Annotated in this window: 22 protein-coding genes; 5 read left to right on the top strand and 17 right to left on the bottom strand. The window is 42.4% G+C overall.

Annotation, left to right across the window (positions count from 1 at the left end; all coding sequences use genetic code 11):
* Positions 1-393: 393 nt before the first annotated feature.
* The 3 genes from FSB73_RS14330 to FSB73_RS14320 form a co-directional block, all read right to left on the bottom strand.
* Positions 394-603 carry a Fic family protein gene (locus tag FSB73_RS14330; protein WP_146783567.1) on the bottom strand — a complete coding sequence of 70 codons (210 nt, stop codon included), beginning with the start codon at positions 601-603 and terminating at the stop codon, positions 394-396.
* An 8-nt stretch (positions 604-611) separates the two neighbouring features.
* Complete coding sequence (locus FSB73_RS14325) at positions 612-1,427, bottom strand: ATP-binding protein (protein WP_225974020.1); 816 nt, start codon at positions 1,425-1,427, stop codon at positions 612-614.
* A 367-nt stretch (positions 1,428-1,794) separates the two neighbouring features.
* Positions 1,795-2,427, bottom strand: a complete 633-nt coding sequence (locus tag FSB73_RS14320; protein ID WP_146783564.1) for a porin family protein — start codon at positions 2,425-2,427, stop codon at positions 1,795-1,797.
* A gap of 379 nt (positions 2,428-2,806) precedes the next feature.
* Here FSB73_RS14320 and gcvP point away from each other — a divergent pair, with 379 nt between their 5' ends.
* Together gcvP and cmk are read left to right on the top strand one after the other, a co-directional pair.
* Positions 2,807-5,677 carry an aminomethyl-transferring glycine dehydrogenase gene (gene gcvP, locus FSB73_RS14315; protein ID WP_146783562.1) on the top strand — a complete coding sequence of 957 codons (2,871 nt, stop codon included), beginning with the start codon at positions 2,807-2,809 and terminating at the stop codon, positions 5,675-5,677.
* A 79-nt stretch (positions 5,678-5,756) separates the two neighbouring features.
* Positions 5,757-6,464 (top strand): (d)CMP kinase, encoded by a 708-nt coding sequence (gene cmk / locus FSB73_RS14310; protein WP_146783559.1) that lies wholly within the window; start codon positions 5,757-5,759, stop codon positions 6,462-6,464.
* A gap of 210 nt (positions 6,465-6,674) precedes the next feature.
* On the opposite strand, the gene FSB73_RS14305 is transcribed toward cmk, so the two are convergent.
* The 8 genes from FSB73_RS14305 to FSB73_RS14270 all read right to left on the bottom strand — a co-directional run bounded on the left by FSB73_RS14305 (position 6,675) and on the right by FSB73_RS14270 (position 14,524).
* Positions 6,675-7,448, bottom strand: a complete 774-nt coding sequence (locus FSB73_RS14305; RefSeq protein WP_146783556.1) for a 3-keto-disaccharide hydrolase — start codon at positions 7,446-7,448, stop codon at positions 6,675-6,677.
* 275 nt (positions 7,449-7,723) lie between these two features.
* Positions 7,724-9,379: a UxaA family hydrolase gene (locus FSB73_RS14300; RefSeq protein ID WP_146783553.1), complete on the bottom strand. Its 1,656-nt coding sequence runs from the start codon at positions 9,377-9,379 to the stop codon at positions 7,724-7,726.
* A 48-nt stretch (positions 9,380-9,427) separates the two neighbouring features.
* A complete protein-coding gene (locus FSB73_RS14295) occupies positions 9,428-10,216 on the bottom strand; it encodes an L-fucose dehydrogenase (RefSeq protein WP_146783550.1) in 789 nt (262 codons plus the stop codon).
* 28 nt (positions 10,217-10,244) lie between these two features.
* Positions 10,245-11,090: an amidohydrolase family protein gene (locus FSB73_RS14290; protein WP_146783547.1), complete on the bottom strand. Its 846-nt coding sequence runs from the start codon at positions 11,088-11,090 to the stop codon at positions 10,245-10,247.
* Positions 11,077-11,937 carry a fumarylacetoacetate hydrolase family protein gene (locus tag FSB73_RS14285; protein WP_146783544.1) on the bottom strand — a complete coding sequence of 287 codons (861 nt, stop codon included), beginning with the start codon at positions 11,935-11,937 and terminating at the stop codon, positions 11,077-11,079. The genes FSB73_RS14290 and FSB73_RS14285 overlap by 14 nt, the downstream gene beginning before the upstream one ends.
* Positions 11,938-11,981: 44 nt before the next feature.
* The gene (locus FSB73_RS14280; RefSeq protein WP_146783541.1) at positions 11,982-12,749 is read right to left on the bottom strand and encodes an SDR family NAD(P)-dependent oxidoreductase; all 768 of its coding nucleotides are present in this window, start codon (positions 12,747-12,749) and stop codon (positions 11,982-11,984) included.
* A 51-nt stretch (positions 12,750-12,800) separates the two neighbouring features.
* Positions 12,801-13,136, bottom strand: a complete 336-nt coding sequence (locus FSB73_RS14275) for an L-rhamnose mutarotase (RefSeq protein WP_146783538.1) — start codon at positions 13,134-13,136, stop codon at positions 12,801-12,803.
* A 146-nt stretch (positions 13,137-13,282) separates the two neighbouring features.
* Complete coding sequence (locus FSB73_RS14270) at positions 13,283-14,524, bottom strand: sugar MFS transporter (protein ID WP_146783535.1); 1,242 nt, start codon at positions 14,522-14,524, stop codon at positions 13,283-13,285.
* A 252-nt stretch (positions 14,525-14,776) separates the two neighbouring features.
* Between FSB73_RS14270 and FSB73_RS14265 the strand changes: the two genes are divergently transcribed.
* Both FSB73_RS14265 and ispE read left to right on the top strand, forming a co-directional pair.
* Positions 14,777-15,376 carry a bifunctional nuclease family protein gene (locus FSB73_RS14265; RefSeq protein WP_146783532.1) on the top strand — a complete coding sequence of 200 codons (600 nt, stop codon included), beginning with the start codon at positions 14,777-14,779 and terminating at the stop codon, positions 15,374-15,376.
* Positions 15,377-15,407: 31 nt separating this feature from the next.
* The gene (ispE, locus tag FSB73_RS14260; RefSeq protein ID WP_146783529.1) at positions 15,408-16,379 is read left to right on the top strand and encodes a 4-(cytidine 5'-diphospho)-2-C-methyl-D-erythritol kinase; all 972 of its coding nucleotides are present in this window, start codon (positions 15,408-15,410) and stop codon (positions 16,377-16,379) included.
* Between the two features lie 123 nt (positions 16,380-16,502).
* Here ispE and FSB73_RS14255 read toward each other — a convergent pair whose 3' ends face one another.
* Entirely contained in the window at positions 16,503-16,988 is a 486-nt protein-coding gene (locus FSB73_RS14255; protein WP_158639560.1) for a cytidine deaminase, read from the bottom strand.
* A 453-nt stretch (positions 16,989-17,441) separates the two neighbouring features.
* Here FSB73_RS14255 and FSB73_RS14250 point away from each other — a divergent pair, with 453 nt between their 5' ends.
* Positions 17,442-18,716 (top strand): type II toxin-antitoxin system HipA family toxin, encoded by a 1,275-nt coding sequence (locus FSB73_RS14250; RefSeq protein ID WP_225974019.1) that lies wholly within the window; start codon positions 17,442-17,444, stop codon positions 18,714-18,716.
* Positions 18,717-18,733: 17 nt separating this feature from the next.
* Here the strand turns inward: FSB73_RS14250 and FSB73_RS14245 are convergent, their stop codons facing one another.
* The 5 genes from FSB73_RS14245 to FSB73_RS14225 form a co-directional block, all read right to left on the bottom strand.
* Positions 18,734-19,303 carry an RNA-guided endonuclease InsQ/TnpB family protein gene (locus tag FSB73_RS14245; protein WP_262712643.1) on the bottom strand — a complete coding sequence of 190 codons (570 nt, stop codon included), beginning with the start codon at positions 19,301-19,303 and terminating at the stop codon, positions 18,734-18,736.
* Positions 19,304-19,607: 304 nt separating this feature from the next.
* Positions 19,608-20,231, bottom strand: coding sequence for a hypothetical protein (locus FSB73_RS14240; protein WP_146783521.1), 624 nt, complete (start codon positions 20,229-20,231; stop codon positions 19,608-19,610).
* 159 nt (positions 20,232-20,390) lie between these two features.
* Positions 20,391-23,069, bottom strand: a complete 2,679-nt coding sequence (locus FSB73_RS14235; RefSeq protein ID WP_225974018.1) for a GH116 family glycosyl hydrolase — start codon at positions 23,067-23,069, stop codon at positions 20,391-20,393.
* Between the two features lie 25 nt (positions 23,070-23,094).
* Entirely contained in the window at positions 23,095-23,748 is a 654-nt protein-coding gene (locus FSB73_RS14230; RefSeq protein ID WP_146783518.1) for a peroxiredoxin family protein, read from the bottom strand.
* Positions 23,749-23,858: 110 nt separating this feature from the next.
* Positions 23,859-25,601 (bottom strand): RagB/SusD family nutrient uptake outer membrane protein, encoded by a 1,743-nt coding sequence (locus FSB73_RS14225; RefSeq protein ID WP_158639558.1) that lies wholly within the window; start codon positions 25,599-25,601, stop codon positions 23,859-23,861.
* Position 25,602 lies beyond the last annotated feature (1 nt).

Genomic DNA, 25,602 nt, shown 5'->3' with positions numbered 1-25,602 from the left:
AAGATATTTGATTTAGTAGAATCCCTTAAGGGAGAGGTTTCCAATTTAAAGGGCTGGCGTAAACTAAAGTCAAATTATAGAAAGTTGAAAGCGCAGTACCGGTCTACCATGTTCCAGGTTATATAAAGGCAGGATAGTTGAGAAGAAGAAAGCCTCTGTAGAGACACTACGTAGAGGACTACATTAAGATGGGAAATGAATTGATCGTAAAAACCAATGATATCCTTAAAAATAATACTTATTTAGCACACAAAACTAAATTTAATCACAAGTATTTGCGACCATATAGCCAATTATACTAGCAATAAGTTTCCCAATCTTGACATCAAGCTGCTCCATAAACAGCAATCAAGATTAATTCCAAATACTGACATTTTCTTCTGACATCATTTTTTAATGACTATTCTTAGATTTTACCTTTAAACCAATCGGACTTAATTTATATTTTGCGTTTTTGCTATATTTATTTTCATTTTTAACTAATACCACAAGACCAGCATCAATTGCGGGCATTAAGTATTTTTCACGAAAATGCTTCCTATCTGAAAGATCCAGTAAATCCTGTAGTTCCTGCCTATTGTGTTCTCCACTAAAAATAGCCAATAGCAGCTTTACTTGTGGGGTAACCTGGGGGTATCCTGGGGGGTATCCTGGGGGGTACCCGCCTCTGAAACAGGCAAGGATATTCTTGTAAAATTATCCATAAAATAAAAACACTTTTTACCGTAACTTTTAACAATTCTTGGAACGCCAGACCCAAGTTGCTCTACCAGTTCCAAATCCCTAAAAACGCGCATTAATTCTCGATTCCTTGGAATGGAAATTCCAGCAAAAAAATCTCTTTCAGATAAACTTTCCGGCAATGTTCCAGCAGATGTAATTTCAATTCGATCAGCAAAAATTTCAAATTTAGGTGGGACTTCAATAGTAAACAAATTATGAATTATGGAATTTATTATTGCTTCCCTCAGTGCTACCGGTTCCCAGAGACGCCTATCAATACGTTCCTTAGATGTAATTCGTGTAGTTGTTCGATTTTCTAATTCAATTTTATCCAAAACACTTTTAGTTGCCTTAACCAACGAGCAATAACCATATTCATTATTCTCAATTAAATCGACACGGTCTAATCCGCTATATTTTGCGACCTTAATGGAAATATTATTTTCATCTGAAAGTAAATAACCGGCATAATTGTATTCACCATCCTCAGTAATTAGGTCTAATGATCTCATGAACTGGCTATTCAATGATTTACCACGTGCATCATAGTATATTCGCAATTGTTCAAAGGTAAGATCTTGCCTGTGAGACCGCATTTTACCAATTGAATTTCGTGTCCGACTAGCAAATAGCTTTTCAATCATGGCTAAAGGCATCGGCTCTGCTGCAGTGCCTAAACGGATATAACAACTTTTATGCGTCATTCCATATTTCTTTTTATAATATGGCTTCTCACTTCCACTTGCAACCGTCAGTAATTCAGGAAGGCTATTACCTCTTTCTCAATGTCTACATCGGCATTAATTTCTCTTTTGTATTCTACACGACTTGTTTCGCTCATTATTAGATTATTTAGATAACGGAATCAAATAAACAAGTTATTTCTTAGGCGAAGATCAAAAAATAATTATAATTAATAGAATTCTTTGTAAATTGAGTAAACAGGCTAAGTAATCTCGTTAAATTTCATATAGATCACAAAGATAATAAAAACAAATATTGCCAACCAATTTAATGCATCAAAATTCTCATTTGCCAATACAGAATTTCTCATAATTTCCCTCAAGGTATTTAAAATTTATAGCCTACTCCTAGTTTAAGCGCACTTATTTTTAGATTTGCCCCATCCAGCCCATCAGCCGTTTTTGTCACTGATCCAAATAGCGGGTTGTATCGCAGGTCTACAAATAATCCTTTGTGAATATAATAGGTACCTCCGGCAGCCAGCCCCATCTGAAAAGTCTCAAAATCTGTCATATGCTTCTTTTCTGTCACGACGCCATTGGTCTCTAATGTTCCTTTGCCACTGAGATTAAAATTCAGGGTGGGTCCAAAATTTAAACTTAATCTTGGCACAACAAAAAACTTTGCGAGTAAGGGCACATTTATCTGATTTAAAGAAAGTTTTGCCATTGAAGTGGTATTTTCTGGGTCATTATACCTAAAATTAACCCGGCTATATAAAGCCTCCACCTGGATTTTAAACTGATTGGAAGGGTCACTTGGCGATATTTCCATTAAACCACCACCCCAAAAACCTATACGACTGTCCCCTGTAGTCGTTTCACTATTGTAATCGATTTTGGAATAATTCAGGCTTGCGCCTGCTTTAATCCCAAATCTGACACTCGTCTGTGCTTTCACAGCGGGCAACATAAAAAAGAGCCCACAAGCGATTAATCCTGCAATAAATAACTTCTTCATATATTAAAATTTAAAATGTTTAAATTAGCCTCCTTGCTGATAATCCTAAAAAATCTCCATTATATAGAAAACTTTCGATTCATTATTTTCAGACCAAAGCGCCGATTGACCATGAAGGCAAAATAAATGCATTTGCCGATTGGAAGGCGATGCCTTCGGTCAAATTACCGTTAAAAGCAGTGGTTATAAAACCTGTTTTAATACCATTTCATTTGCACACCATTAACAATTGACTGATTTGAATCCAAAAGAAAATGAAGTCGGGCTACCCCAAGATCTGCACAACTTATCAACCGTTTGCGAAAGTCCTCGTTCCCCGCTTTTTTTATTTGTAGACAATGTTATCTTTGCACATCTTTAAAAGTCATAATAACTAACAATGAATTTATTTGACCAACAGTCTACAGAATTTATCAGGCGCCATATCGGCCCGAGTGAAACAGAGACTCAACAAATGCTTGCGACAATCGGAGAAACTTCTACCCAGTCCCTGGTAGAGAAAACCATTCCAAAAAGCATCCACCTACAAGCAGAACTGGATTTACCAGCTAGCATTTCTGAGCAGGAGTACCTGCAGGATATCTGGATGACCGCCTCAAAAAATAAAGTCTACCGCACTTATATTGGCCAGGGCTATTATAATACAATCACGCCTTCTGTGATTCTTAGAAATGTATTTGAGAATCCAGGATGGTATACCTCCTACACACCTTATCAGGCAGAAATCTCACAGGGAAGACTGGAAAGTCTACTGAATTTCCAGACAGTGGTCAGTGACCTGACCGGCCTGGAACTGGCCGGAGCTTCTTTACTGGATGAAGCGACGGCCGCCGCAGAGGCCATGGCCATGTTATTCCATCACGCCAATCCTCGCAGGGCAGAAAAACCTAAGTTTTTTGTGGATAATGCTATTTTCAGGCAAACCAAAGATGTGCTGGAAACCAGGGCGCTTCCCATCGGAATAGAAATCATATTTGGGGATTATAATAATGCCCTTATAGATGAGACCTATTTTGGTGCACTGGTTCAATACCCTAACAGTTATGGCACCATTGAGGATTATAAAGATTTTATCCAGCAAGTACATAGCCAGGGTGGCTATATTGTCATGGCAACTGATCTGCTGGCCTTAACACTACTTACTTCGCCCGGAGAGCTCGGCGCAGATGTTGCGGTAGGTTCTGCTCAGCGTTTTGGCGTACCCCTTGGCTTTGGTGGACCACACGCCGCCTTTTTTGCCACCAAGGATGCTTTCAAAAGAGGCATTCCGGGTCGTATTATCGGCGTCAGTGTAGATGCTCAGGGTGGTCATGCATTACGCATGGCGCTGCAGACCAGAGAGCAGCATATCAAAAGAGAAAAAGCAACTTCCAATATCTGTACTGCCCAGGCACTGCTGGCTAATATGGCTGCGATGTATGCCGTTTACCACGGACCTAAAGGCCTTACAGAAATAGCGACTAGAATTAATATCATAGCCCAGGCCATTGAAGAAGAACTTACTGTACTTGGATTTGAGCAGTTGAACGATACTTATTTTGATACCTTGCGGGTTAAAGCAGACAGGCAGCTGATCGAACCCCTGGCCCTGCAAAATCAAATCAATTTTCAGTATTATGAGGATGGCACCGTAGGCATCTCCATAGATGAAACCACGACGCAAAAAGACGCCCTGGATATTGTCTTTGTATTTGCCGCTGCAAAAGGCTCAGATGAGGCGACTATCGGATTTGACAGTGAACAGACTCAGGCCGGCAAAATACCAGCCTCCCTAAAACGCACTTCTGCCTTCCTTACCCACCCTGTTTTCAACAGCCATCATAGTGAAACTCAAATGATGCGCTATATAAAGAAGCTGGAAAAAAGAGACTTGGCATTAAACACCAGTATGATCTCACTGGGTAGCTGCACCATGAAACTAAATGCAGCCACGGAAATGATTCCACTCAGCTGGCCCGAATTTGCCAGCATTCATCCATTTGTACCAAAGGATCAGGCGGCTGGTTACCAACAGGTGATTGATGAACTCAGTAATTATCTTTGTGAAATTACTCAATTTGATGGCTGCAGCCTGCAGCCCAATAGTGGCGCTCAAGGGGAATTTGCTGGTTTGAATACCATTATGGAATACCACAGAGCAGCCGGTCAACCGCACAGAAATATTGTGCTTATTCCGATCTCTGCACATGGCACCAACCCGGCATCTGCTGTCATGGCGGGCATGAAAGTGGTCGTTGTCAAAAGTGATGACAGAGGCCTTGTGGACGTGGAAGACCTTCGCAGTAAGGCGGAGCAATACAAAGACGCGCTGGGCGCTCTGATGATCACCTACCCTTCTACCTACGGAATTTTTGAGGAAAGCATCCGGGAAATCTGCCAGATTATACATGATAACGGCGGCCAGGTGTATATGGATGGTGCCAATATGAACGCACAGGTAGGTTTTACTGCCCCTGGGTATATCGGCGCTGATGTCTGTCACCTGAATTTACACAAGACCTTTGCCATTCCTCATGGTGGCGGCGGCCCAGGTGTAGGTCCTATTTGTGCCAAAAAGCATTTATTACCCTTTTTGCCAGGTCATTTTACATTAGAAAAGGCCGGACCAGTGAGTGCAGCTGCTTATGGCAGTGCTTCTATCCTGCTGATTAGCTATGCTTATATCAGAATGCTTGGTGCAGCAGGGGTTAAAAAATCAACGGAATATGCTATTTTGAACGCTAATTACATGAAAGTCAGGCTAGCTGAATTCTACCCGATTTTATATGCAGGTAAAAATGGCACCTGTGCCCATGAGTTTATTGTGGATTTGCGGCCTTTTAAGGCAGCGGCAGGTATTGAGGCAGAGGATGTCGCCAAACGACTGATGGATTATGGATTCCACGCCCCTACGATGAGCTTCCCTGTACCGGGGACCATTATGATCGAACCCACTGAAAGTGAAGATAAAGGCGAACTGGACAGATTCTGCGATGCAATGATCAGTATATATAAAGAGATTGATGCCGTTCAAAACGGCGTCGCAGATAAAACAGATAATGTACTGAAAAATGCGCCCCATACACAACGGGTGATCTGTGACGACAATTGGGAACATGCTTATTCTCGTCAGACGGCCGCCTTTCCATTGGCCTATATCAGAGAAAACAAATTCTGGCCTGCAGTAGCCCGTATTAACAATACCTATGGCGACCGCAACCTGATTTGTACCTGCGAGCCTATAGAGAGTTATATGGAGGACTCACAATAGTAATCTCCTGTTAATAAGTTAATTAGGTAAAAGGCTTCCCTTTATTTGCGTAAGCCTTTTTCTTTTATACATTTGTCTCATGAAAAAGATCATCATCACAATAGACGGCTATTCATCCTGTGGCAAAAGTACCCTGGCTAAACAACTGGCTAAACGATTGGATTACATCTTTATAGACAGTGGAGCCATGTACCGGGCCATTACTTTATATTTTTTGGATAATAAAGTAGATATTCAGGATCCTACAACCATTGAATCAGCACTTGCAAAAATTCAGCTGGAATTTAAAAATAATAACCACACGGGCCAATCTGATATCTGGCTGAATGGAGAAAATGTAGAAAAGGCCATCCGGACCATGAAAATCTCTAACCATGTCAGTGAAGTGGCAGCCCTTGAAGCAGTGCGTCATTATGCGGTCTCCCAGCAACAGGCGATGGGCGAAAAAAAAGGCATTGTCATGGATGGCAGGGATATAGGTACTACCGTATTCCCAAAAGCCGAATTAAAAATATTTATGACGGCCAGCATTGAAGTCAGGACGCATCGCCGTTACGATGAACTAAAACCTAAGTTTCCCGATATCTCCCTGGAAGAAGTCAAAGAAAATCTATTAAAAAGAGATTTAATTGATTCCACCCGTAAAATCAGTCCACTCAGGCAGGCAAAAGATGCGATTACACTGGATAATTCCAAACTATCCATGCCACAGCAACTAGATATTGCCGCCGGCTGGGCAGCAGAAATCCTAAAAGGTCAATTAGCAACTGTGGATAAATCGGCCTAGTTGCAGTAAAAATACCTCTTTGGCCCTTACCTGCAATTTCTTTGCAGTGTACCTGCAAAGCGCCATATATATAATAGAAAAAGGAGGTGAGCCAATTAATTAATTGGCTCACCTCCCTTTTCTATTTTAACCAATTCCTTATTATGCGGTTATTATCCCCGTCTTTGACGATCAGGTATTAGCATTCGCGTGTTACATTCGCCTTTACGCTTAGAGTTTGCGCACCCAGATATTACGAAAACTAATAGGTTTGCTGCCATCTCCATGTGCCTGTAATTTAATAGGGCTAGGACCGTGAGCAGCGCCTTTGTAAGTTGGTTGACCGATATACAAGGTGGGACCCTTTAAGATAAAATTATTCTGCACCAAGACGCCATTGAAAAAGGCTGTCACACGGGCAGGAGACTTAAGTGTGCTGTCCGCATTAAACCTTGGGGCCGTCCAGATCACATCATAAGTCTGCCACTCGCCGGGCATGCGGGCCGGATTTACCAAAGGAGCATGTTGTTTATAAATGGAACCTGCCTGTCCATTGGTATAGGTCTTATTTTTATAAGAATCAAGAATCTGCAGTTCATAACCAGCATCACCCGAACCAATAGAGGCTAAAAACAAACCACTGTTACCGCGGGCCTGACCTTCTCCTTCCATATCGGCAGGAATACGCCACTCAAGATGTAATTGATAATCCTCGAACTTTTCCTTGGTCTGTATATTCCCCGCTTTTTTATTAACGGTTAATATACCGTTGGCCACATCCCACTGAGCTGGTGTTCCGGGGTTATTTACGGACTCCCAATGACTCAGGTTCTGACCATTGAATAGTATAATCGCATCAGAGGGAGCTTGTTGATTAGTCGCCCCAGGTGTTACGACTGCCGGAACTGGTGTGTAGAATTCTGTATCTTCCGGTTTTTGCGCCATAGCGTTAAATGAGCTTGCCAGTAGCATACCGGCGGCGAATACATAAACTGTCTTATTCATAGTTTTTGTTTGATAATCACAATAATGGATTTCAAATGTATGAAAAACCGACAAATAAAATGAGCCGTTGGCATTTTGTTTAACAATCAACCACTGCTATTGGCCTTAAAGGTCCGCCCTTATTTGAACCGCTGCCATCTACTAAAGGCAGCAGCATCGTTATTTTATTTAATTGATTATTAATAGCTTAAGTAATATGACCTCAATTCTTATCCCCTTAAAGGCTTTTATCCATTACCCTTCCACAGAATATTACGGACACCTTCGACTGGTGATTAAAGCGATACGCCGCGTTTCCAGGGTATAAAATCATATTGGCGATTTCTTTCTGCAGCGATTATCTGACGCCCGCTGGCCACCTCTATGACATAATCCAATATACGGGCGCCCGCCTGCTCTATGGTCTCCGTTCCCTCTATGATGGAGCCAGTATTGATGTCAATAATATCCGGCATTTTTTCCGCCAGCGGTGTATTGGTCGCTAGTTTAACAACCGGGGCAATCGGATTGCCCGTGGGTGTGCCCAGTCCCGTGGTAAATAACACGATATTAGCCCCTGCACCTACTTCCGCCGTACAGGATTCCACATCGCTACCAGGTGTACAGAGCAGATTTAACCCAGGCTTTATTTGTTTCTCTGGATAATCCAATACGGCCGTAACCGGGGAAGTGCCGCCTTTTTTAGCTGCACCGGCGGATTTAATGGCATCCGTAATCAGTCCGTCTCTGATATTACCTGGTGAAGGATTCATATCAAAACCCGAACCGACGGCCACAGCGCGGTCATTATAAGCTTTCATTAAATGTGAGAAGCGCGCTGCTGTCGCTTCATCAACACAGCGGTCGCTTAGATTTTGCTCCACGCCGCAGAGTTCAGGAAATTCAGAAAGTATTACTGAACCTCCAAGTGATACCAATAGATCGGAGGTATAGCCGATGGCAGGATTGGCCGAGATACCGGAAAATCCATCACTTGCGCCGCATTCCAGCCCAATGCATAATTTACTCAGCGGTGCCGGTTTTCGCTGCATTTGATTAGCCTGCATGAGCCCGGCAAAGGTCTGTTTGAGTGCCTGACTTAAAAAGGTCTCAGTTACACCGATCTTTTGCTGTTCCAATATATAAAGTGGTTTATCAAAATCAGCTGCCCGTTTTTTGATTTCTGCTTTTAATATACTGGCCTGTGCATGTTGACAGCCCAGACTTAATACTGTGGCTCCCGCCACATTGGGGTGCGTTATATAGCCAGCCAGCAGGCCACATAATGCATCAGAGTCTTCTCTGGTACTGCCACAGCCACCGGTGTGACTTAAAAACCGGATACCATCCACGTTTTTAAATAACCTTTCCTTTTTGGGTGCTGCTACCTCTGTTGCCAGATCAGCTGTCAGGATATCTTCGATACTTTTACCACTTTTATATAAATCAATCAGTTGTCCTGACTGAATATCGACCGTTTCTGTTTTACCGTAGCCCAGATCTTCTACCAGGGCTTTTTCCAGTTTGCCCAGATTTTTATTTTCACAGAATACTAAAGGAATCACCAACCAGTAATTAGCAGTTCCAACGCTGCCATCGGATCTGTGATAGCCCATAAAATGTCTATCTTTAAAGGCACTTGTATCCGGCTTGTGCCAATCCAAATGGCGCTCACCAATGACAAAGTCACTGGCAGCATGGCTTAAATTTCCCAGGTTTATGGCCTCTCCGGTAGCAATGGGTTGTTTTGCCTTGCCGACAAGCACCCCATACATGTAAACCTTTCCCCCCGTTTCAATATCCTCAATCACAAATTTATGCTTTGCTTTTACGGCGTCTCTTAGTGTGTACACTTTATCGCCAAAACTCACTGTTTCGTCCTTTTGCAGGTCTTGCAGCGCCACCAGTACATTATCTCTTGGATGTACCTGCAGAACTTTTTTCTTATTCACCTTGTATGTTTTATTTATAATAATGGTTACTCAACCCAAAAGCCATCCTTAGGCATTGGCCAGGGCTCTGTCTAAATGGACATAGCCACCGTCTATATGTAAGAGTTGACCGGTTGTATGGGATGATTTTTCAGACAGTAAGAATGCCGTGGTATTGGCAATTTCTTGGGTCGTTGTCATCCGGTTGCCCAACGGAATCCTGGATGTAATATCCGCTAGTTTAGCCTCGGGATCCGGCAGCGTTTTAATCCACTCCGAATACTGCGGCGTCCAACACTCAGCCACCACAATAGCGTTTACACGAATCTGGTATTTAAGCAGTTCCACTGCCCATTCTCTGGTCAATGCATTTCTGGCTCCATTGGCTGCTGCATACCCGGAGGTATTGCCTTGGCCAACTTCTGCCGTCTTGGAAGAAATATTGACAATGCTGCCCTTGGAGGCAATCAGTGCCGGCAGGCCGTGATGGACTAATAAGTAGTAGTGAACAACATTCTTATGCATGGAGGCAATAAAGCCTTCATAGCTGCCATTTTCAAGACCTACTCCATCATTATGACCCGCATTATTGACAATGCCGTCAATGCGGCCATAAGCCTCTAGTACTGCATCAATTACTTTTTTGCTATTTTCTGGCACATTAAGCTCCGCCTCAATAGCGGTTCCTTTGCCACCGGCAGCCAGTATCTCAGAGAGTTTTTTCTGATTGTCTGCCGCTTTTCTGCCAACGATAACCACCTGGGCACCCTCAGCTGCCAATACATCTGCTATTGCGGCACCGATGCCTTTGGCACCTCCTGTCACGATTATTACCTTATCTTGCAAACCTAAGTCCATAATATCTTACGCTTCTAGTTGTGTAAATTTAAATTCCGTAAAACCTCGCACAGTTTCCCCCAAATATGGCCTTTTTATCCTGGTCACTGAGCGGTTCAAAATAATCTGTCAATACTTCCAGCCATTTATCATAGGAAGTTGCCACCAGGCAGACCGGCCAGTCACTGCCAAACATCAGTCGATCAGCGCCAAATGCGTCCAGCACTGTATCCAGCGCTGGCTTAAGATCTTCTATTTTCCAATGGTGCCAGTTAGCCTCTGTTACCAGGCCTGAGACTTTGCAATAAACATTTGGAAACTTGGCCAGTTGACGGATCTGCATCTGCCAGGTTTTTATCTCCCCTGTTTTAAGATCCGGCTTGCCTATATGATCCAGGACTAATTTAGCGCTATTGTCACCGGCTGATAACTTTTCTACCAAACCTAGGATATTTGCCAGCTGACTATGATAAACCAACAGATCATAGGTAAAGCCTTTGGAATGGATATATTGTACACCTTTTTCAAAAAGGCCATCCGCCAAAAAAGAATGAACATCCGCCTCGCCCTGCAAAATGTGCCGAAAGCCTTTTAAAACCGTATGATCTTTAAACCCATCCAGGGTTCTTGCCAGCTCAGGGCCCTTTAGATCCACCCATCCGACAACTCCTTTGATAAAATCATATTGACCAGCCAGCTGTAATAGAAAATCGGTTTCTGCCAGGGATTGATCTGCCTGTACGGCGATACAACCCGCTATATTATTTTGCTTTAATATAGGGGCTAGATCCGCCGGCAGAAAATCCCGCTGGATCTTTACCATATCTCCTGTAATCCAGCTATCTCTAATCGGATCATACTGCCAGAAGTGTTGATGGGCATCAATTCTTTGCATATGCCACTGCAGTTTGCTTTGAACGACCTAACCCTTCTATACCCAATTCTACCACATCTCCTGGTTTCAGATACCAGGGTTCAGGTTTCATACCCAGGCCTACTCCTGCAGGCGTACCGGTAGAGATAACATCTCCTGGCAGCAAGGTCATAAACTGACTCAGATAGCTCACCAGATACTGTACATTGAAAATAAAATCTGAGGTAGAAGAATCCTGCAGTCGCTTTCCATTTACGTCTAACCATAAATGCAGGTTATTGGGATCTGAGATTTCATCTTTGGTCGCCAGATAGGGTCCGAGTGGTGCAAAGCTGTCGCAGCCCTTTCCTTTTACCCACTGACCACCTCTTTCAATCTGAAATTCTCTTTCACTATAATCATTTAAAAGTGCGTAACCAGCTACATAATCCAATGCCTCGCCTTGCTCCACATAACTGGCTTTCTTACCAATCACCACGGCCAGTTCCACTTCCCAGTCTGTTTTTACTGAATTTTTAGGGATTACCACCTGATCATATGGCCCACAAAGAGCTGTGGTCGCTTTGAAAAACACAATAGGTTCTTTGGGGATCTGAGCGCCCGTCTCAGCAGCGTGCTTGGCGTAATTTAGGCCGATACAGATGATTTTTGAGGGCCTGGCCACCGCACTGCCCCATCTTTGATCCTCGGCTACTTCAGGTAGATTACCTTCATTTTTCATTACGTAATCTGCCAGTTTTTCCAGCCCGCCGGATGCAAAGAATGCTTCATCATAATCTTTCACAACATCTGAGGTATCAAAACGTTTTTCTCCAATTAAGACACCTGGCTTTTCCTGCCCCACTGCACCAAATCTTATTAACTTCATGATATGTTTATTTTTCTTTTTGCTGGTATATGTATATATTATTTTTAATTATTGATCCTGATAAAGCCCCCATCAATAGGATAATCACAGCCGGTAATAAAGCCGGCCTCATCACTGCATAGATATAAAATCAGATCCGCAATTTCCCTAGGACTAGCCATCCGGCCAATGGGCTGTGTGGCGGAGAGTTTTTCAAACATTTCCTGTTCCTTACCCGGATAATTTTTCGCCAAAAAACCGTCCACAAAAGGGGTGTGCACCCTGGCTGGAGAAATACAATTACAACGGATGCCTGCTTTTACATAATCCTTGGCCACAGATAATGTCATGGCAAGCACAGCACCCTTACTCATGGAATAGGCAAACCTATCTGGAATGCCTACGCTGGAAGCGATGGAGGCCAGATTCAGGATCACTCCTTTTTTTGCCGCTTCCATCCGGCTAATAGCTGCCTGCATAGAGTTATAAACACCTTTTACATTTACCTGATAGATCCGGTCAAAGTCTGCCTCAGGCGTACTATCTAATTTACCAATATGAGACACCCCGGCACTATTAACCAGAATATCAATGGTCTCGGGCTTTGCATAAGCTGCTTTAACAGCCTCTTGGTCAGTAACATTTACCAGTAAGACCGTTGCCTGGCCTCCTTTATCTTTGATTTGCTGCTCGGTTTGTCTTGCCCCTGTTTCATTTAAATCGACGATCCACACATGTGCACCCGCCTCAGCAAAGCTGAGGGCGGTGGCTTGCCCGATTCCACTTCCAGCACCGGTTATCAGTGCATTTTTACCCGTTAAACTAAATTTCATTATATGATGCTTTTAAAATTAACACGTACACTTTTTTATATTATTAAACTATCAGGCCTCCAGAGAAAAAATCTCTTCCATCAGAATCCATTTTTCACCTGGCGCTGCCCCTGGTAAGGCCTGTTGATATTTCCACATCAATTCCTCCCACTCAATCACCTTAGGGTTGCTATCATCTGCAGCCGCTTTTTTTTCAAAACTAAAGTCTTCACCGACCGTCATTTGCATAAAAAGCCGGTTGCCGGTTCTATAGATTTTCATATGCTGGATCCCACTATCTTTAATGCTGGCTACAATCTCCGGCCAGATATTTTTATGATAAGCTTCGTATTCTTTAATCAGCACCGGATCATTTTTCAGATCCAGCGCCAGGGCATATGTTTTCATATATTATTATATTACTATATTACTGTGTTGTTATACATTTTATGTTCCTAATCCTATTAACCATCCTTTCTCTTCTTCAGCTCACCTTCCTCTTTTATTTGTTCCATTTACCGTTCATATCTTCCTATTGTTTAATAAGCACAAAATTAATGCTTATTAAAATCCACTTTAACACCAGATCCTTGCCCCAGCATAGCCTTAGGCAGTCCAATCTGATAGCCTCTCCAGCCATACCAGGCTACAATCAGAAAACAACCCATGGGTATGGCGTAAGAAACGGCCGTTGAAAATTTATCAGCCAGTACGCCCATGGCGGCAGGAACGATAGCGCCTCCAACAATGGACATAATCATAAAGGACGCTGCTTTTTTTGTATGAGACCCCAGCCCTTTAATACCAAGTGCAAATATGGTCGGAAACATAATAGACTCAAATAAGAATATAATCATAAGCGCGACCACTGAGACCCATTGTAGATGCAATAATACAACTGCGCACAGCACAAAATTAACAATTGCGTACACGGCCAACAAAACCTGCGGTTGAATGAAGCGCATCAGACCAGTACCAATAAAACGTCCTGCTGCAAATAAGAACAGGGCTACAGCCAGCAATTTAGAAGCCAGGGCATTATCTATGGTCAGGCCACTTTCTGTACAATAATTAATAAATAAGGCCGCTACCCCTACCTGAGCAGCGATATAAAAAAATTGCGCGATCACACCGAATATAAAGTGCGGATGGGCGCCTAAAGGCTTTTTATCCTGATCTGCGGTCAAATGCTCCTGCTCCGCCTCTTTGATTTCAGGCAGTTTTGTCCTGATAAACAAAAACGCGATACCCAGCACAACGACGCCTATAATCAGGTAGACACTTTTAACAGAGTCCAAATTATCGCTATTGCCATGGGAGAAAAAAAGCTGACTGGCCAGTAAAGGACCGAAAAAAGAGCCCAATCCATTAAAACACTGGCTAAGGTTTAGCCGGTTGGCCGACTTTGCCGGGTCGCCCAAAACCGTTACATAGGGATTGGCCGTGGTTTCCAGGCAACCACAACCGGCCGCCAGAATAAAGAGGGCCAATAAAAAGTAATTAAAATTAAAGGACTCAGCTGCCGGATAAAACAAAAAGGCCCCAATGGCAAAAAGTAACAGGCCAAAAATAATCCCCTTTTTATAATCAAACTTATTTACAAAGACGCCAATCAGCCCGATTAAAAAATAAGCGCCAAAATAAGCCGCCTGCAATAAGGTGCTTCTGGTCTTGGTAACATTTAATGTTTCCTGGAAATGCTTATTAAGCACATCCAGCAGGCCATAAGTGAAGCCCCAGATGAAAAACAGGGAAGTAACCAATGCAAACGCAAACAGATACTTATTTTTTGACATATTACAATTTTAAGTAAGTTAGGATTTAAGTCCGATTTTAATATCCAAAGTAATTATAATAATTCAGTAATATAGTGTCATTTATTGGCCAATTCATGTAATATCTTAACATCGGAGAGCCCACAATGCCCTAAATTGATGTAATAATAACAGCAGTATAAAACCGCTGCAGTATTTTGTGTGCTATTTTGAAAGGATTCCGGCCTGTTTTTTTTAATTTTGTCCTTCAACTCGAAAAACGGGGTTAGTAGCATGAAGAAGATTGAATTAGAAATAATTGCATTATCACATAGTATGTCAGGTACTCAGTCCTATGCAGTGGTACTCGGTGAGGTAAATGGCTTGCGCAAGCTACCCATCGTGATCGGCGGGTTTGAGGCACAGGCAATTGCTGTAGCACTGGAAAGAATGAAGCCCACGCGCCCACTGACCCATGATCTGATTAAAAACATCACATCGGCATTCAATATAGAGCTTTTAGAGGTGATCATCAATGATTTACAGGAAGGCGTCTTCTACGCCACCTTAGTTTGTATGAATGATCACCAGACAGCTGAGATTGATAGTCGCACCAGTGATGCCATTGCCCTGGCAGTGCGTTACGGTTGCCCGATTTATACTTTTGAACATATTTTGGACAATGCCTCCATGGAAATGAATACTTCTACTATCAGTAGTAGTTCAGAGCCTTTTCATTCAGGGAGTGCTGCGGAGCCCACCAGTACAGAAAATGATCTGTCTCACTTAAGCATCATCGAATTGCAGAAAATGCTGGATCAGGTACTGGAGTCAGAGGACTATATTAAAGCTGCTGCCATCCGCGATGAGATTAATCGACGCAAAAGTAAATAATCGTCATTCCTTAACTTAAGTCTGTAATGGCATGATTATATCTCCTGGTGCAAAATTAAACCTGGGACTATCTATAACCGGGAAAAGAAAGGATGGTTATCACGACCTTGTAACGCTTTTCTATCCCATTCGTTTCTCTGACAGTCTGGAGATCATCCGGACGGCTGACAGCCAACAGACTGCTAGCCCGGATAAAGACGCTTTGCGGTGGCAAGATAAAACAGCACCGGAAATGTATAAATTGCCTGTGCAGACCTATGGCCAAGATGGCCATAAGGGCAATCCACTAATTACCTATAGTACTTCTGGCCTACCTGTCAAAGGCGATCTTAAAGATAATCTCTGTATTCGGGCCTACGCGTTGCTTAAAGCAGACTTTCCTGAACTCCCAAGCGTTGCCATGCATCTGCACAAAAGCGTTCCTTTAGGGGCGGGTCTTGGCGGAGGCAGCGCAGATGGCGCTGCCATGCTAAATGCTTTAAATGAGTTGGCAGGTCTTCATCTCTCAGAGACGACCTTAATGCGCTACGCCGCAAAACTAGGCAGTGACTGTCCGGTTTTTATTAAAAACGAACCGCAGATTGCCACCGGCCGTGGTGAAATACTCACACCTGCACCCGCTGAATTAACCAGTGTGCTCAAAGGTTACACCCTGGTACTGGTTTGTCCCATGATCCATGTACCCACCGCTGCCACTTTTAGTCGTATTAAACCGAAGGCTGGAGCAACCCCCCAAAATTTAACGGAGTGTTTACTGGAAGGGCCGCAATTTTGGCGAGGTAGGCTTATCAATGATTTTGAAGTCTCTGTATTTAGCCAATTTCCACAAATTAAAAAGATTAAAGAAGACCTTTATCAGATGGGCGCTTCCTATGCTAGTATGACGGGGTCCGGAAGCGCGGTATTTGCATTTTTTAATGAAGAGCACGCACTATCAGAAAAATTGCCAGAACAATGCCGGCAGCACTTTAATGGGTATCTTGTGAACAGTTGGCTTTGCTAGTAACTTATATAAGCAATAAAGTGCATCACAGGGGTTCCAATGACCGTTATTTACTTCCCTATCCTATACAAACTCTATTTTGTCCTTTTGACCAGCAATACGTATAAGAAGGTTCGGTTAATATCACCTTTGCAGATCCTCAGAAGAAAACTGGAACGGCAAAAGCAACCCACTGTCTTTTACCCGTATTACGGCCCCTTGCTGGCCTGACATTAACAGCAAAATAGGTTTACCAAAGCGAAGTTGTTGTTCTTGCAGTGCCTGGCGGCACATCCCACAAGGTGCAATAGGTACCATATCCGTACCGTTGGGGTTATAATAACTGATGGCTATTTTTTTCACCGCTACACCTGGATGAACGGAGGAAATGGTAGAAAGCAATACCCGCTCCGCACAGATACCGACTGGATAGCTCGCATTTTCCTGATTGGTACTTTCCACGATCGTCCCATTTTCCAGTAAACCTACGGCGGATACCCCAAAATTGGAATAAGGGACATAAGCGTGATGTGCCCGTGCTCTGGCGCGCTCCATTAAGGCACTTTCCTCGGGTATTAAATCAGCAATTGAATCAAATTGGTCATAGGAGAATTGATATTGTTTTTCCATAAATTTAATTTTTAAGGAGATAAGTCCGCATTTTGCCATTCTTTATTCAGGCAAAGTAAATTCAATTTACGCCTAACCTCCTATTTACCAGTCAAATTACGGTTTTTTAAGGAAACAATTGGCAATCTTTAGATATAAGAGCAATTTTTTAACCTTAAACGACTTGCTAAATCTGGTATACAGAATATGTTGCTTTCTTGATAAATAGCCACAATCCAGGCGCAAAAGCAATATTGCCATCTGGAAGAGTGATTACCTACCAGGAATCATATTGAGAGGCAGCATTTTTTTATTGTGTCAGCCCAATACTGCCCCCGATGCAAAATGAAATGTTTGAAATATATACTACCTTTGTCCCGTCATGTGAAAGCACTTCAAAAGCTATTCATTTATTTTTTTTATTTTAAATGCATCTAAACCATCAATAAGGTTATCTGCAAAGATTAAATTGTCATGATGAAAACTTCTTTATCTGTTAAATACGACACTGGTAGCATTGGTAGCATTGGTAATCTTTTGTGGAACACCAAAAACAAACAAGATGCCTTTACCTATAATCCTTTATTTGTGGAGCAGCAGATAGACCTGGCTCCCATTCAAATGTCTATCCAGGCCCCTAGAACCCAGCAACAGCTTCCATGGCCCGCCCATGACGACAAGCTATATAGAAGTCTACCGCCAATGATAGCCGATGCACTACCTGATTATTATGGGCATGCGCTTTACAAGGCTTGGCTCAACGCCAATAAAATTTATAAAAGCAAGCATTGCCCGCTTGATTTATTAGCCTTTATTGGTAATAGCGCGATAGGTGCACTGGAATTTGAACCAGATGACGGTCTTACAGAGAAGAAAGTGTCTAAGCCAGCTATGACCATTGATTTGCCAGCACTCTCACTATTCAGCCAAAAAGTTCTGAGGGAAAAAATAGTACCCTCCATAAATAAAGACAATGCACATTACTGGCAACAAATCATGGCCACCAGCATATTTGCTGGTGGCAGGCAGCCAAAGGCCATTATAGGTATCGGGGAAAAAATCGGGCAGATCTTGTCAGCAAACGGAAGTCTTCCTGAAGGCTATCAGCCTTATCTTTTAAAATTTGAACAGGACCAAAATTACCCTGCCACAAAACTTGAATATATTTATTATAAAATAGCCAGGCTTGCCGGTATAAGCATCATGGATTCCAGGCTTTTAACTATTGAAAACAGCACCCATTTTCTGACCAAAAGATTTGACAGGAACGGCATGGAAAAGATCCATACACAAACCCTTGCGGCCATGGCCCCACATGTCAAATCCTACGAAGGCATATTTGAAGTGATGCATCAACTTAAACTGCCAGCGTCAGATTTTAAGCAACAATACCTCAGAATGGTCTTTAACGTCGTCATGCGCAATGTAGATGATCATAATAAAAACTTTTCTTTTTGTATGGATAAAACACATAACTGGCAGTTGTCGCCAGCCTACGACCAGGTTTTTAGTCTAAACCTTTCAGCGCCGCATTATACAAACAGGCACAGTTTAACTGTGTGTGGCAAAAACGAACACATCACAAAAAATGACTTAGAAAAAGTCGCCCTCCAAAATAACATCCAGCATTACAAAACATTAATCGACCAGGTCATTGATGCTGCCAGTCACTTTGCTGCATATGCCAAAGAACTGGGCCTACCTGAGGATTTGATCCGTGCCATCCAAAGTCAACATACCCTCGCCTAGAAGGCGAGGACTTGTCACTACTGTCGGATAAATCCGACAACGCGACCATGGGCTGATTGACTGCAGCCTAATTCGGCGATGTTTAATGCTGCATTCTTGTCCGCATGGTCACCGTGACCACAGCTGCAGCACACAAATTCGCTTTGAGTTTTCCGGTTTGCCTTTTCAATATGTCCACATTTATGACATCTTTGGGAAGTATAGGCTGGCGGTACCAAAAATACAGGTACTCCGGCCAGCTTAGCCTTATAGATGATAAATTGGCGTAATTGATGAAATGCCCAACCAGAAAACCTGGAACGTTGGCTCTTGCGAACCCTTTGCCGTCTGCGAATACCTGTTAGATCCTCTAACGCTATTGCAGATCCGGTGCGTTTGGCCTCGTCCACTATTCTTTTACTTATTTTGTGATTTTCGTCTCTTTTAAAACGCTTCTCTTTGCCAGAGTTTTTTTTCAATTTTCGTTTTGCAGAACGGGTCTTCTTTTTTTGAAGACCAGTTCTTTTGGCCTGGTTTTTTTTATGTACCTTTTCAGTCTGCTGGCCATCAAAAGACTCGCCAGTAGATAATGTCGCAAGCTGATTGATGCCTAAATTATTCTGAATTCGGAATAATTTAGGTTATGCCGAATTATTTGTTATTCCGAATTACTTTCATAATAAATTGTATTTCAATTAGTATTCAAGGAATATTTATGAATAACTTTTCCTGTTTTTTTCTTTTATAGCTTCTTAATCAACCTTTGTCATTTTCTTATTTTTACTTTGGAATATCAATAAGAACATCCTATTCTGCTAGCTCCCAGAGGCTATTGCCAAGTTATTTCTTTATTGTAGCGACTCTCCAGCCCATAATCCATTTCATCAAATATGTGCCATTAATAAAAAAAAGTTATTCCGAAAAACGAAATGCTAAAAAACTGTTTATCAGTGATGTAGTTATGTAATTCAGAATAACAAATAATTCGGCATAACCCAAATCAACGCCAATCACATTTTCGTGATCTATTAATTCCGGTTCCGGGATATCACAACTGACATTTAAAAAAAAGTGACCATTACGAAAAAACAAATCTGATTCTCCCTTTTGAAATGCCAACAATTTACGGGCATTATCTCCAACCTCGAATTTCATTATTTGCCTTCCCTCAAGCGTAAGAATGCTTAAACTATCACTCGTGAGATCAAAGCTGATCATACGGCAGTCAAATGCTACCGCTCCTTTTAATCTGAAGGTTCTTTGGGAATCGATTGGACCTGTAGCCTTTTTGGCTTTAACCTTGTATGCATCTGCAACCTTACCAATAGCCCGGATGGTCATTTGGGATTTAAGTCCAAAATCCTCCCGTATAGCGTAGTAAGTTAGCTTATGCAACCTTATTCTATTAAAACACTGGTTATCAAAAGCCACCGCTGATATTTGGTTGCAGGCAAGGTTCATTGCCGTTAATGTTTCCATTAACAGAGCAAATTGCTCCCGATCCGGAACTAACTTTATTTGTGCTACAACTACCATATCTTTGACAAAGATAGATAATTATTTTAGTATACACAAATATTTAGTACAAAAAACTACAATTATCTTTCAAGTCAATTCTTGAGCTTAAGCCTCCGCCTGAAGGCGGTGGTTTCAACCCAAGAAAAGAGACAATGAATTTATTCAGCTTTAAACGCTTTAGGACATCTTTTCGCCATTGACGATGATTGAATTTACGGGAATTTTACCATAAGCCACCTTGAGGGAAGCCTGGGTGCCTTTGAATGTGACAGTTCCAAATCCAGTATTTGTCGCCAGAAAACAGGTAAAATCGCCAATTTGTGACTGAATATGCAGTGTTCGGTCAACCGCGTCATATCTAAGACCAGTGAGCCCTTGTATCAAACCATAGCTAGAAAGAGCCCTTCCATAAAAATGTCCGCATTCATATTCATTGAAAGGATTGCGTATCCGGCCATCATAACGCCCCCTTGCGCATTTGATTATGTCCAGTCCTTCTTTCACCTTACCCATCCCCATCAGATGGCTGGCTACCTGGTATTCAATCCCTGTCCAGACTTCATCACTATATACAAAGGGAAGTGATAACTTACCGCCTTTAGGCCAGCTGCAAAGCAGCAGGCCACCGTCACCATCCAGGGCAAAACCGGGTCTTTGCGGATTGGCATGCTGCCAGAGATCGGACTTAAGGTTATATTTATGGACAGCCAATAAATGACTCTGCACTTTTGAAGGATCCACAAAGTCTTCCAGGCCGCACATTTTGCCGATCCAGGCACCCAGGATACCATCACTTAGACAGCCATTCCCATATTGATATTTGGGGCCTTCTTTTTGCAATAATGCAGTTGCCTCCGCTGAATAAGCTCCTCCGAAAGACTGCACGTTGGTCGGATCTTTGGCCTGCAGGTTTTTATATTCAATTTTCTGGATAAAATATTCTTTATTGAACAGTTGATTTTCTAGAAATGCCGTTCCTTTCTTTAAAAGCTCCTGATATTTATCGGTGCTTTCTTTCAGGTAAGTAACCATTTCAATAAAAGCCTTTAGGGCGCCCAGATAAAAACTGGTTAACATACCATCCGGCCCCCAGAACTCAATATCATACGTGTTATGGTGTGGTTCTTCAATAACACCTTTCCCTTTTGGATCCCAGGTAGTTATGCAGTAATCCAAACTTGTTTTTACTTTTGGGAAAATAGCTTTTAACCAGGCTGCATCGCCTAAAATATGCCAATCTCTATATACTTTCATGATGCCCCCCAGTTGACCGTCAGCCGCCGCATGAAAACTATGGGTAGTGGGACTGATCGGCAAGTTAGCTCTAAATGTCTGATGCCCACGACTATCCTGATTTTCATGAAATTCAGTTTGTCTGAGCGATCTTTCCAAAGCCGGGAAAAGGTGCGCCGTGGCCTGGGCATAATTCCAGACATGCGTACAAGAGCCATGACAGCTCCCAAAATCATCCCCGGACCCTTCCCAGCACCAAAGTCTGCCGTCATATTGCCTTAAAACGGTGGGCGATTTAAGAATAGATAAATTGGCAGTAACAGCCTCTATTACCGCTGAGGGTAGTGTGCTGGCATAGAATGTCTTATTGAACACATTTGTTTTGGCACGCAACTCCTCATAGTGGGTGATCCAATAATCGGCTACTTCTTCTATATCCCCAAATCTGGCGCTATACCAAGGCCTGTAAAATCCAGTATCATTTTTCTTTCCAGTACTAATATCGCTGGCAGGTTCACTTTTACTGGCTGTTTTTAGCTCTTCTCCCTTAAGCTGCTCTCCCATTGTCAAATTGGAATAAGGACTATACCAATTTAAATGGATCTGTAGTTTTTTTTCCTGACCCGGTGCTAATGTAAATGGAATATACAGGGAGGCGCCAGCAGCAGATTTATCTACAGGATCCACCTGTCTTATTTTTCCCTGACTGATGGTATCCCAGGTAATGGTTAACGGATCAAACCAATTGCCTCTGAACCAGCAATGATCTATTTTTACTGCCGGATCACTAGTATAGATAGCAAGATCATTTTCAAGAAAAGCTTTCTTTTTCACCGCCTCCTGCCTTAAAATAAAACCGCCTTTCATGGGGGTGATTTTATTGACAGCCGCAGCATCTGTTGCCAAAAAGTTTTTGGCATTAAAGGAAAATACAGATTTTAAGGTCGCTTTGCTTTTACTTCGTATCTTATAGGTCAGGGTGCCGCAAGGCAATCCGGAGTTATCCTGATCACCTGGAATAAACGGACTCCAGCCTTCCACTATAACGTCTATGGGAAAATCCTGATCTTTTAAATGCACTTCACCAAATGGAAAACTGCTTTCAAAGCTAGCCTCCCTGAATCTAGGAAGTCCAAAGATACGCCCCACATCTCCTAGTCCTGAATCCCTGGGACCAAATATTTTCCAGTTGGGAACTGGCCCTTCCAGCACTTTTGCGGTTACTTTATCTTGGCTACCCTCCTGAATGGCAATAGCGGCAAACACTCCCGGTTCATTAAACATTTCCGGGTGATTGCGGATACTAAAATGCGAAAGTGCCCCATAGCCTTCCAGACAAAACATTCCTGCGCCGAGTCCCCCAATAGGAAAGGCGATATGTTGTAAGTGCTCCTTGTTAAAGATAGTCTTACCTGTTATTCTATTGAATAAGGGCTTTATATCCTGGTTTTGTTTAGGATTGGAACCAGCCTTTAAATTTAAAGGTAGCAAAGCTGCACCAATACTACTAAGGGTGACCTGCTTTAAAAATTCCCGTCTTTTATTTGTAGATTGCTTTAGACCTCTGCCCATTAATGGTTGCTGCTCAGGACTAATTTTATGATAATCATGCTTGTTTTTCATTGCTTAGTTTTAAAGTCTTTAAAATTTACAGCAGTGCAGCCATTGCCTCTGGTGCCAGTTTCGGATTAATAATACGCTGTAACTCACCCTTATTATTAAAACAGGCAACAATCGGAAAATGCTCAATCTGGTAATATTTCTGGACAATAAACGTGTACCCTTCAGAGCCGATCCTGACATTTGGATGCCGGGAAACCTGGTACTTTTCATCAAATGCCTTTACCTTTTTTATGTCTTCAAAAGTGATCATAACAATTTGCTTGTCCATGAGTGATGGCAACCTTTTGACCAGTGCCGCCGTAAATGCCTGACACTCGGGACAGTCCGGCTGAAAATAAACCAAAATAAGCGGGCAGTCCTTTTTCAGGTCCTTGTAGGTATATCCTTTGCCATCCACCAGCCGAATTTTAAAAGGAGGTATCTGTTTTTTATAAGGGCTGATATCAATGGTGTCTGCCACCTTATCCTGTTTAACGGTAGCCTGACTAGCAACCGAATCGCTTTTATTCGCAAAATTCTTTTGCTCAATAGTATCTTTTTGATCAATACCCCGGTCTGCTTCACTTTGACAACTACTCCCCATAAGAATGAGCCAACCCATTAAAATCCACCAGAACGATTTGGAACAAATACCTGTTTTATCCTTTATTCTTTTAAAATTGAAGCGAATGCGATTCATAACAAAAATAGTTTTCTGTTAAAAATAGGTTTTAATAGCGCCGCCGGATACTTTTAGCTGAATATTCAATAAAATATCAAACCGGCGGCAGCTACTAAGGTAAACCAAAATCAGTACCCGACATTTTGCTTGTATAATCCGTAAGAATAGTTCATCTGCGGTTGTGGAATGGGCATATATTCATCTCGTCCTTTCTTAAATTTGCCATCTTTCATCCAGGATCTGGCACGAGGAACTTCTTTAGCAAAATAGCTATTCATTACCGAATCAGCTATACCCCAGCGCACAATATCATACCAGCGCTCTCCCTCCATGGCAAATTCCAGCCGGTCTTCCCAAACCAGCGCCTTCCAGGCAAAATCCTCAGTCCAGTGGCAGTTGACGCCATCCTTATAAGGCGCAATATCATAAGGCAAGGTTGGTTTGCCGTTCGCAAATTTAAGCCTGCCTGTACTGCCAGCCGCACGTGTACGAATCTGGTTGATAATGGGTAAGGCTTCCTGATATCTACCTAGCTTAATCAGTGCCTCAGCTTTTAATAGTAAGACCCTGTCATAACGTATGGCTGTCTCATTTTTGGAATTCCACATCCAAAACAAATTTACCAGTACCGGACTGCCTGCCTCCACATTTTCTTTTAGAGAACTAAAATAACCATAAATAACAGGATCTCTGGAAGCGCTACTGTCAAAAATAAGATCCTGTTGATATTTCCAGGGAAGTCCAGGAATGGCCACCGTATGGCCAATTCTTGGATCCCACTCATTACTATTAAAATAAGTATCCTTATTTTTAATATCCGCATCATTATAATCATCAAATAGAGGTATGCCATCCTTATCCACCCTAAAGGCATTCACCATATTGTAAGATGGTTTATGGAAATCACAACAACTAAAATATGGAGGCCACCAGGGTGCATTTAACGGGGTGCCCCCGTTTAGATTACCATTAGGGGTGCCGTCATCATGGGTATATTGCCATTCCCAAATGGATTCTGGTGATTTATTATCCATGGTATACTCAAAATTATCCGCAAAATCTTCGTTGAGATGATATTTACCAGAATTAATGATCCCGTTTAGTAAATCCAGCGCTTGTTGCAATCTGGTTTTATTAATGCTTTTCACTTGATTGTTTTCATCTTCCTCATAGGCCATCCACATCAGTACAGTGGCCATTTCTGCCTGAGCGGCATATTTGGTAGGCCTTCCAGGATCAGTCTGTACTTCTGGTAAACCTTCAGCAGCTTTGGCAAAGTCATTATAAATGTCATTCCAGATATACAAATCACTTTTAGCCGTGTCAGGATGATTGGGGATCTTTGGGATAGAATCCACTGGTACACTTTCATCATAATATGGTATCCAGCGAAACCATTTTTTTAACTGCAGATACATCACTGCTCTTAGGAACTGCATCTCGGCAATACGGGTATTTTTTAACGGGTAACTGGAAGCGTCCAGTTTGTTCAAGGCAGTGAGTGCCGCATTACAACGCGATACACCTTCATATTGCCCAAACCATATCCCATCATTATTGCCAACACTTGGCGTCACTAAAGAAAACACTTCCATCTGATACCAGGGTGTCTGATCGGAAAGCCCCCCGCCGCCTTTGTAGGAATCATCCGATTTAATGTCCGCCAACCAGGGACTCATTTTTTGATTGATGATTGCTTCATGAGCCACCCATGCATAAGCCGCGATAACCAATCCATCAACGTTACCTGGTGTTTCCACATCTTCCGGCGTAACGGCTCCTTGCTGCTTAACATCCAGAAATTTGTGACAACCTGAAAAGGTCACTATTAGCAGCAATCCATATATTCCATTTATTATTATCTGTTTCATA

This window comes from Arachidicoccus ginsenosidivorans, from assembly GCF_007971385.1.
Classification (GTDB): domain Bacteria; phylum Bacteroidota; class Bacteroidia; order Chitinophagales; family Chitinophagaceae; genus Arachidicoccus; species Arachidicoccus ginsenosidivorans.
This window is presented reverse-complemented; position numbering and strand designations above follow the sequence as displayed.

Coding starts and splice junctions, on each gene's coding strand:
- FSB73_RS14325 (WP_225974020.1), bottom strand. CDS start 1,427: ATGACGCATAAAAGTTGTTATATCCGTTTAGGCACTGCAGCAGAGCCG.
- FSB73_RS14320 (WP_146783564.1), bottom strand. CDS start 2,427: ATGAAGAAGTTATTTATTGCAGGATTAATCGCTTGTGGGCTCTTTTTT.
- gcvP (WP_146783562.1), top strand. CDS start 2,807: ATGAATTTATTTGACCAACAGTCTACAGAATTTATCAGGCGCCATATC.
- cmk (WP_146783559.1), top strand. CDS start 5,757: ATGAAAAAGATCATCATCACAATAGACGGCTATTCATCCTGTGGCAAA.
- FSB73_RS14305 (WP_146783556.1), bottom strand. CDS start 7,448: ATGAATAAGACAGTTTATGTATTCGCCGCCGGTATGCTACTGGCAAGC.
- FSB73_RS14295 (WP_146783550.1), bottom strand. CDS start 10,216: ATGGACTTAGGTTTGCAAGATAAGGTAATAATCGTGACAGGAGGTGCC.
- FSB73_RS14290 (WP_146783547.1), bottom strand. CDS start 11,090: ATGCAAAGAATTGATGCCCATCAACACTTCTGGCAGTATGATCCGATT.
- FSB73_RS14285 (WP_146783544.1), bottom strand. CDS start 11,937: ATGAAGTTAATAAGATTTGGTGCAGTGGGGCAGGAAAAGCCAGGTGTC.
- FSB73_RS14280 (WP_146783541.1), bottom strand. CDS start 12,749: ATGAAATTTAGTTTAACGGGTAAAAATGCACTGATAACCGGTGCTGGA.
- FSB73_RS14275 (WP_146783538.1), bottom strand. CDS start 13,136: ATGAAAACATATGCCCTGGCGCTGGATCTGAAAAATGATCCGGTGCTG.
- FSB73_RS14270 (WP_146783535.1), bottom strand. CDS start 14,524: ATGTCAAAAAATAAGTATCTGTTTGCGTTTGCATTGGTTACTTCCCTG.
- FSB73_RS14265 (WP_146783532.1), top strand. CDS start 14,777: ATGAAGAAGATTGAATTAGAAATAATTGCATTATCACATAGTATGTCA.
- ispE (WP_146783529.1), top strand. CDS start 15,408: ATGATTATATCTCCTGGTGCAAAATTAAACCTGGGACTATCTATAACC.
- FSB73_RS14255 (WP_158639560.1), bottom strand. CDS start 16,988: ATGGAAAAACAATATCAATTCTCCTATGACCAATTTGATTCAATTGCT.
- FSB73_RS14250 (WP_225974019.1), top strand. CDS start 17,442: ATGATGAAAACTTCTTTATCTGTTAAATACGACACTGGTAGCATTGGT.
- FSB73_RS14240 (WP_146783521.1), bottom strand. CDS start 20,231: ATGGTAGTTGTAGCACAAATAAAGTTAGTTCCGGATCGGGAGCAATTT.
- FSB73_RS14235 (WP_225974018.1), bottom strand. CDS start 23,069: ATGAAAAACAAGCATGATTATCATAAAATTAGTCCTGAGCAGCAACCA.
- FSB73_RS14230 (WP_146783518.1), bottom strand. CDS start 23,748: ATGAATCGCATTCGCTTCAATTTTAAAAGAATAAAGGATAAAACAGGT.
- FSB73_RS14225 (WP_158639558.1), bottom strand. CDS start 25,601: ATGAAACAGATAATAATAAATGGAATATATGGATTGCTGCTAATAGTG.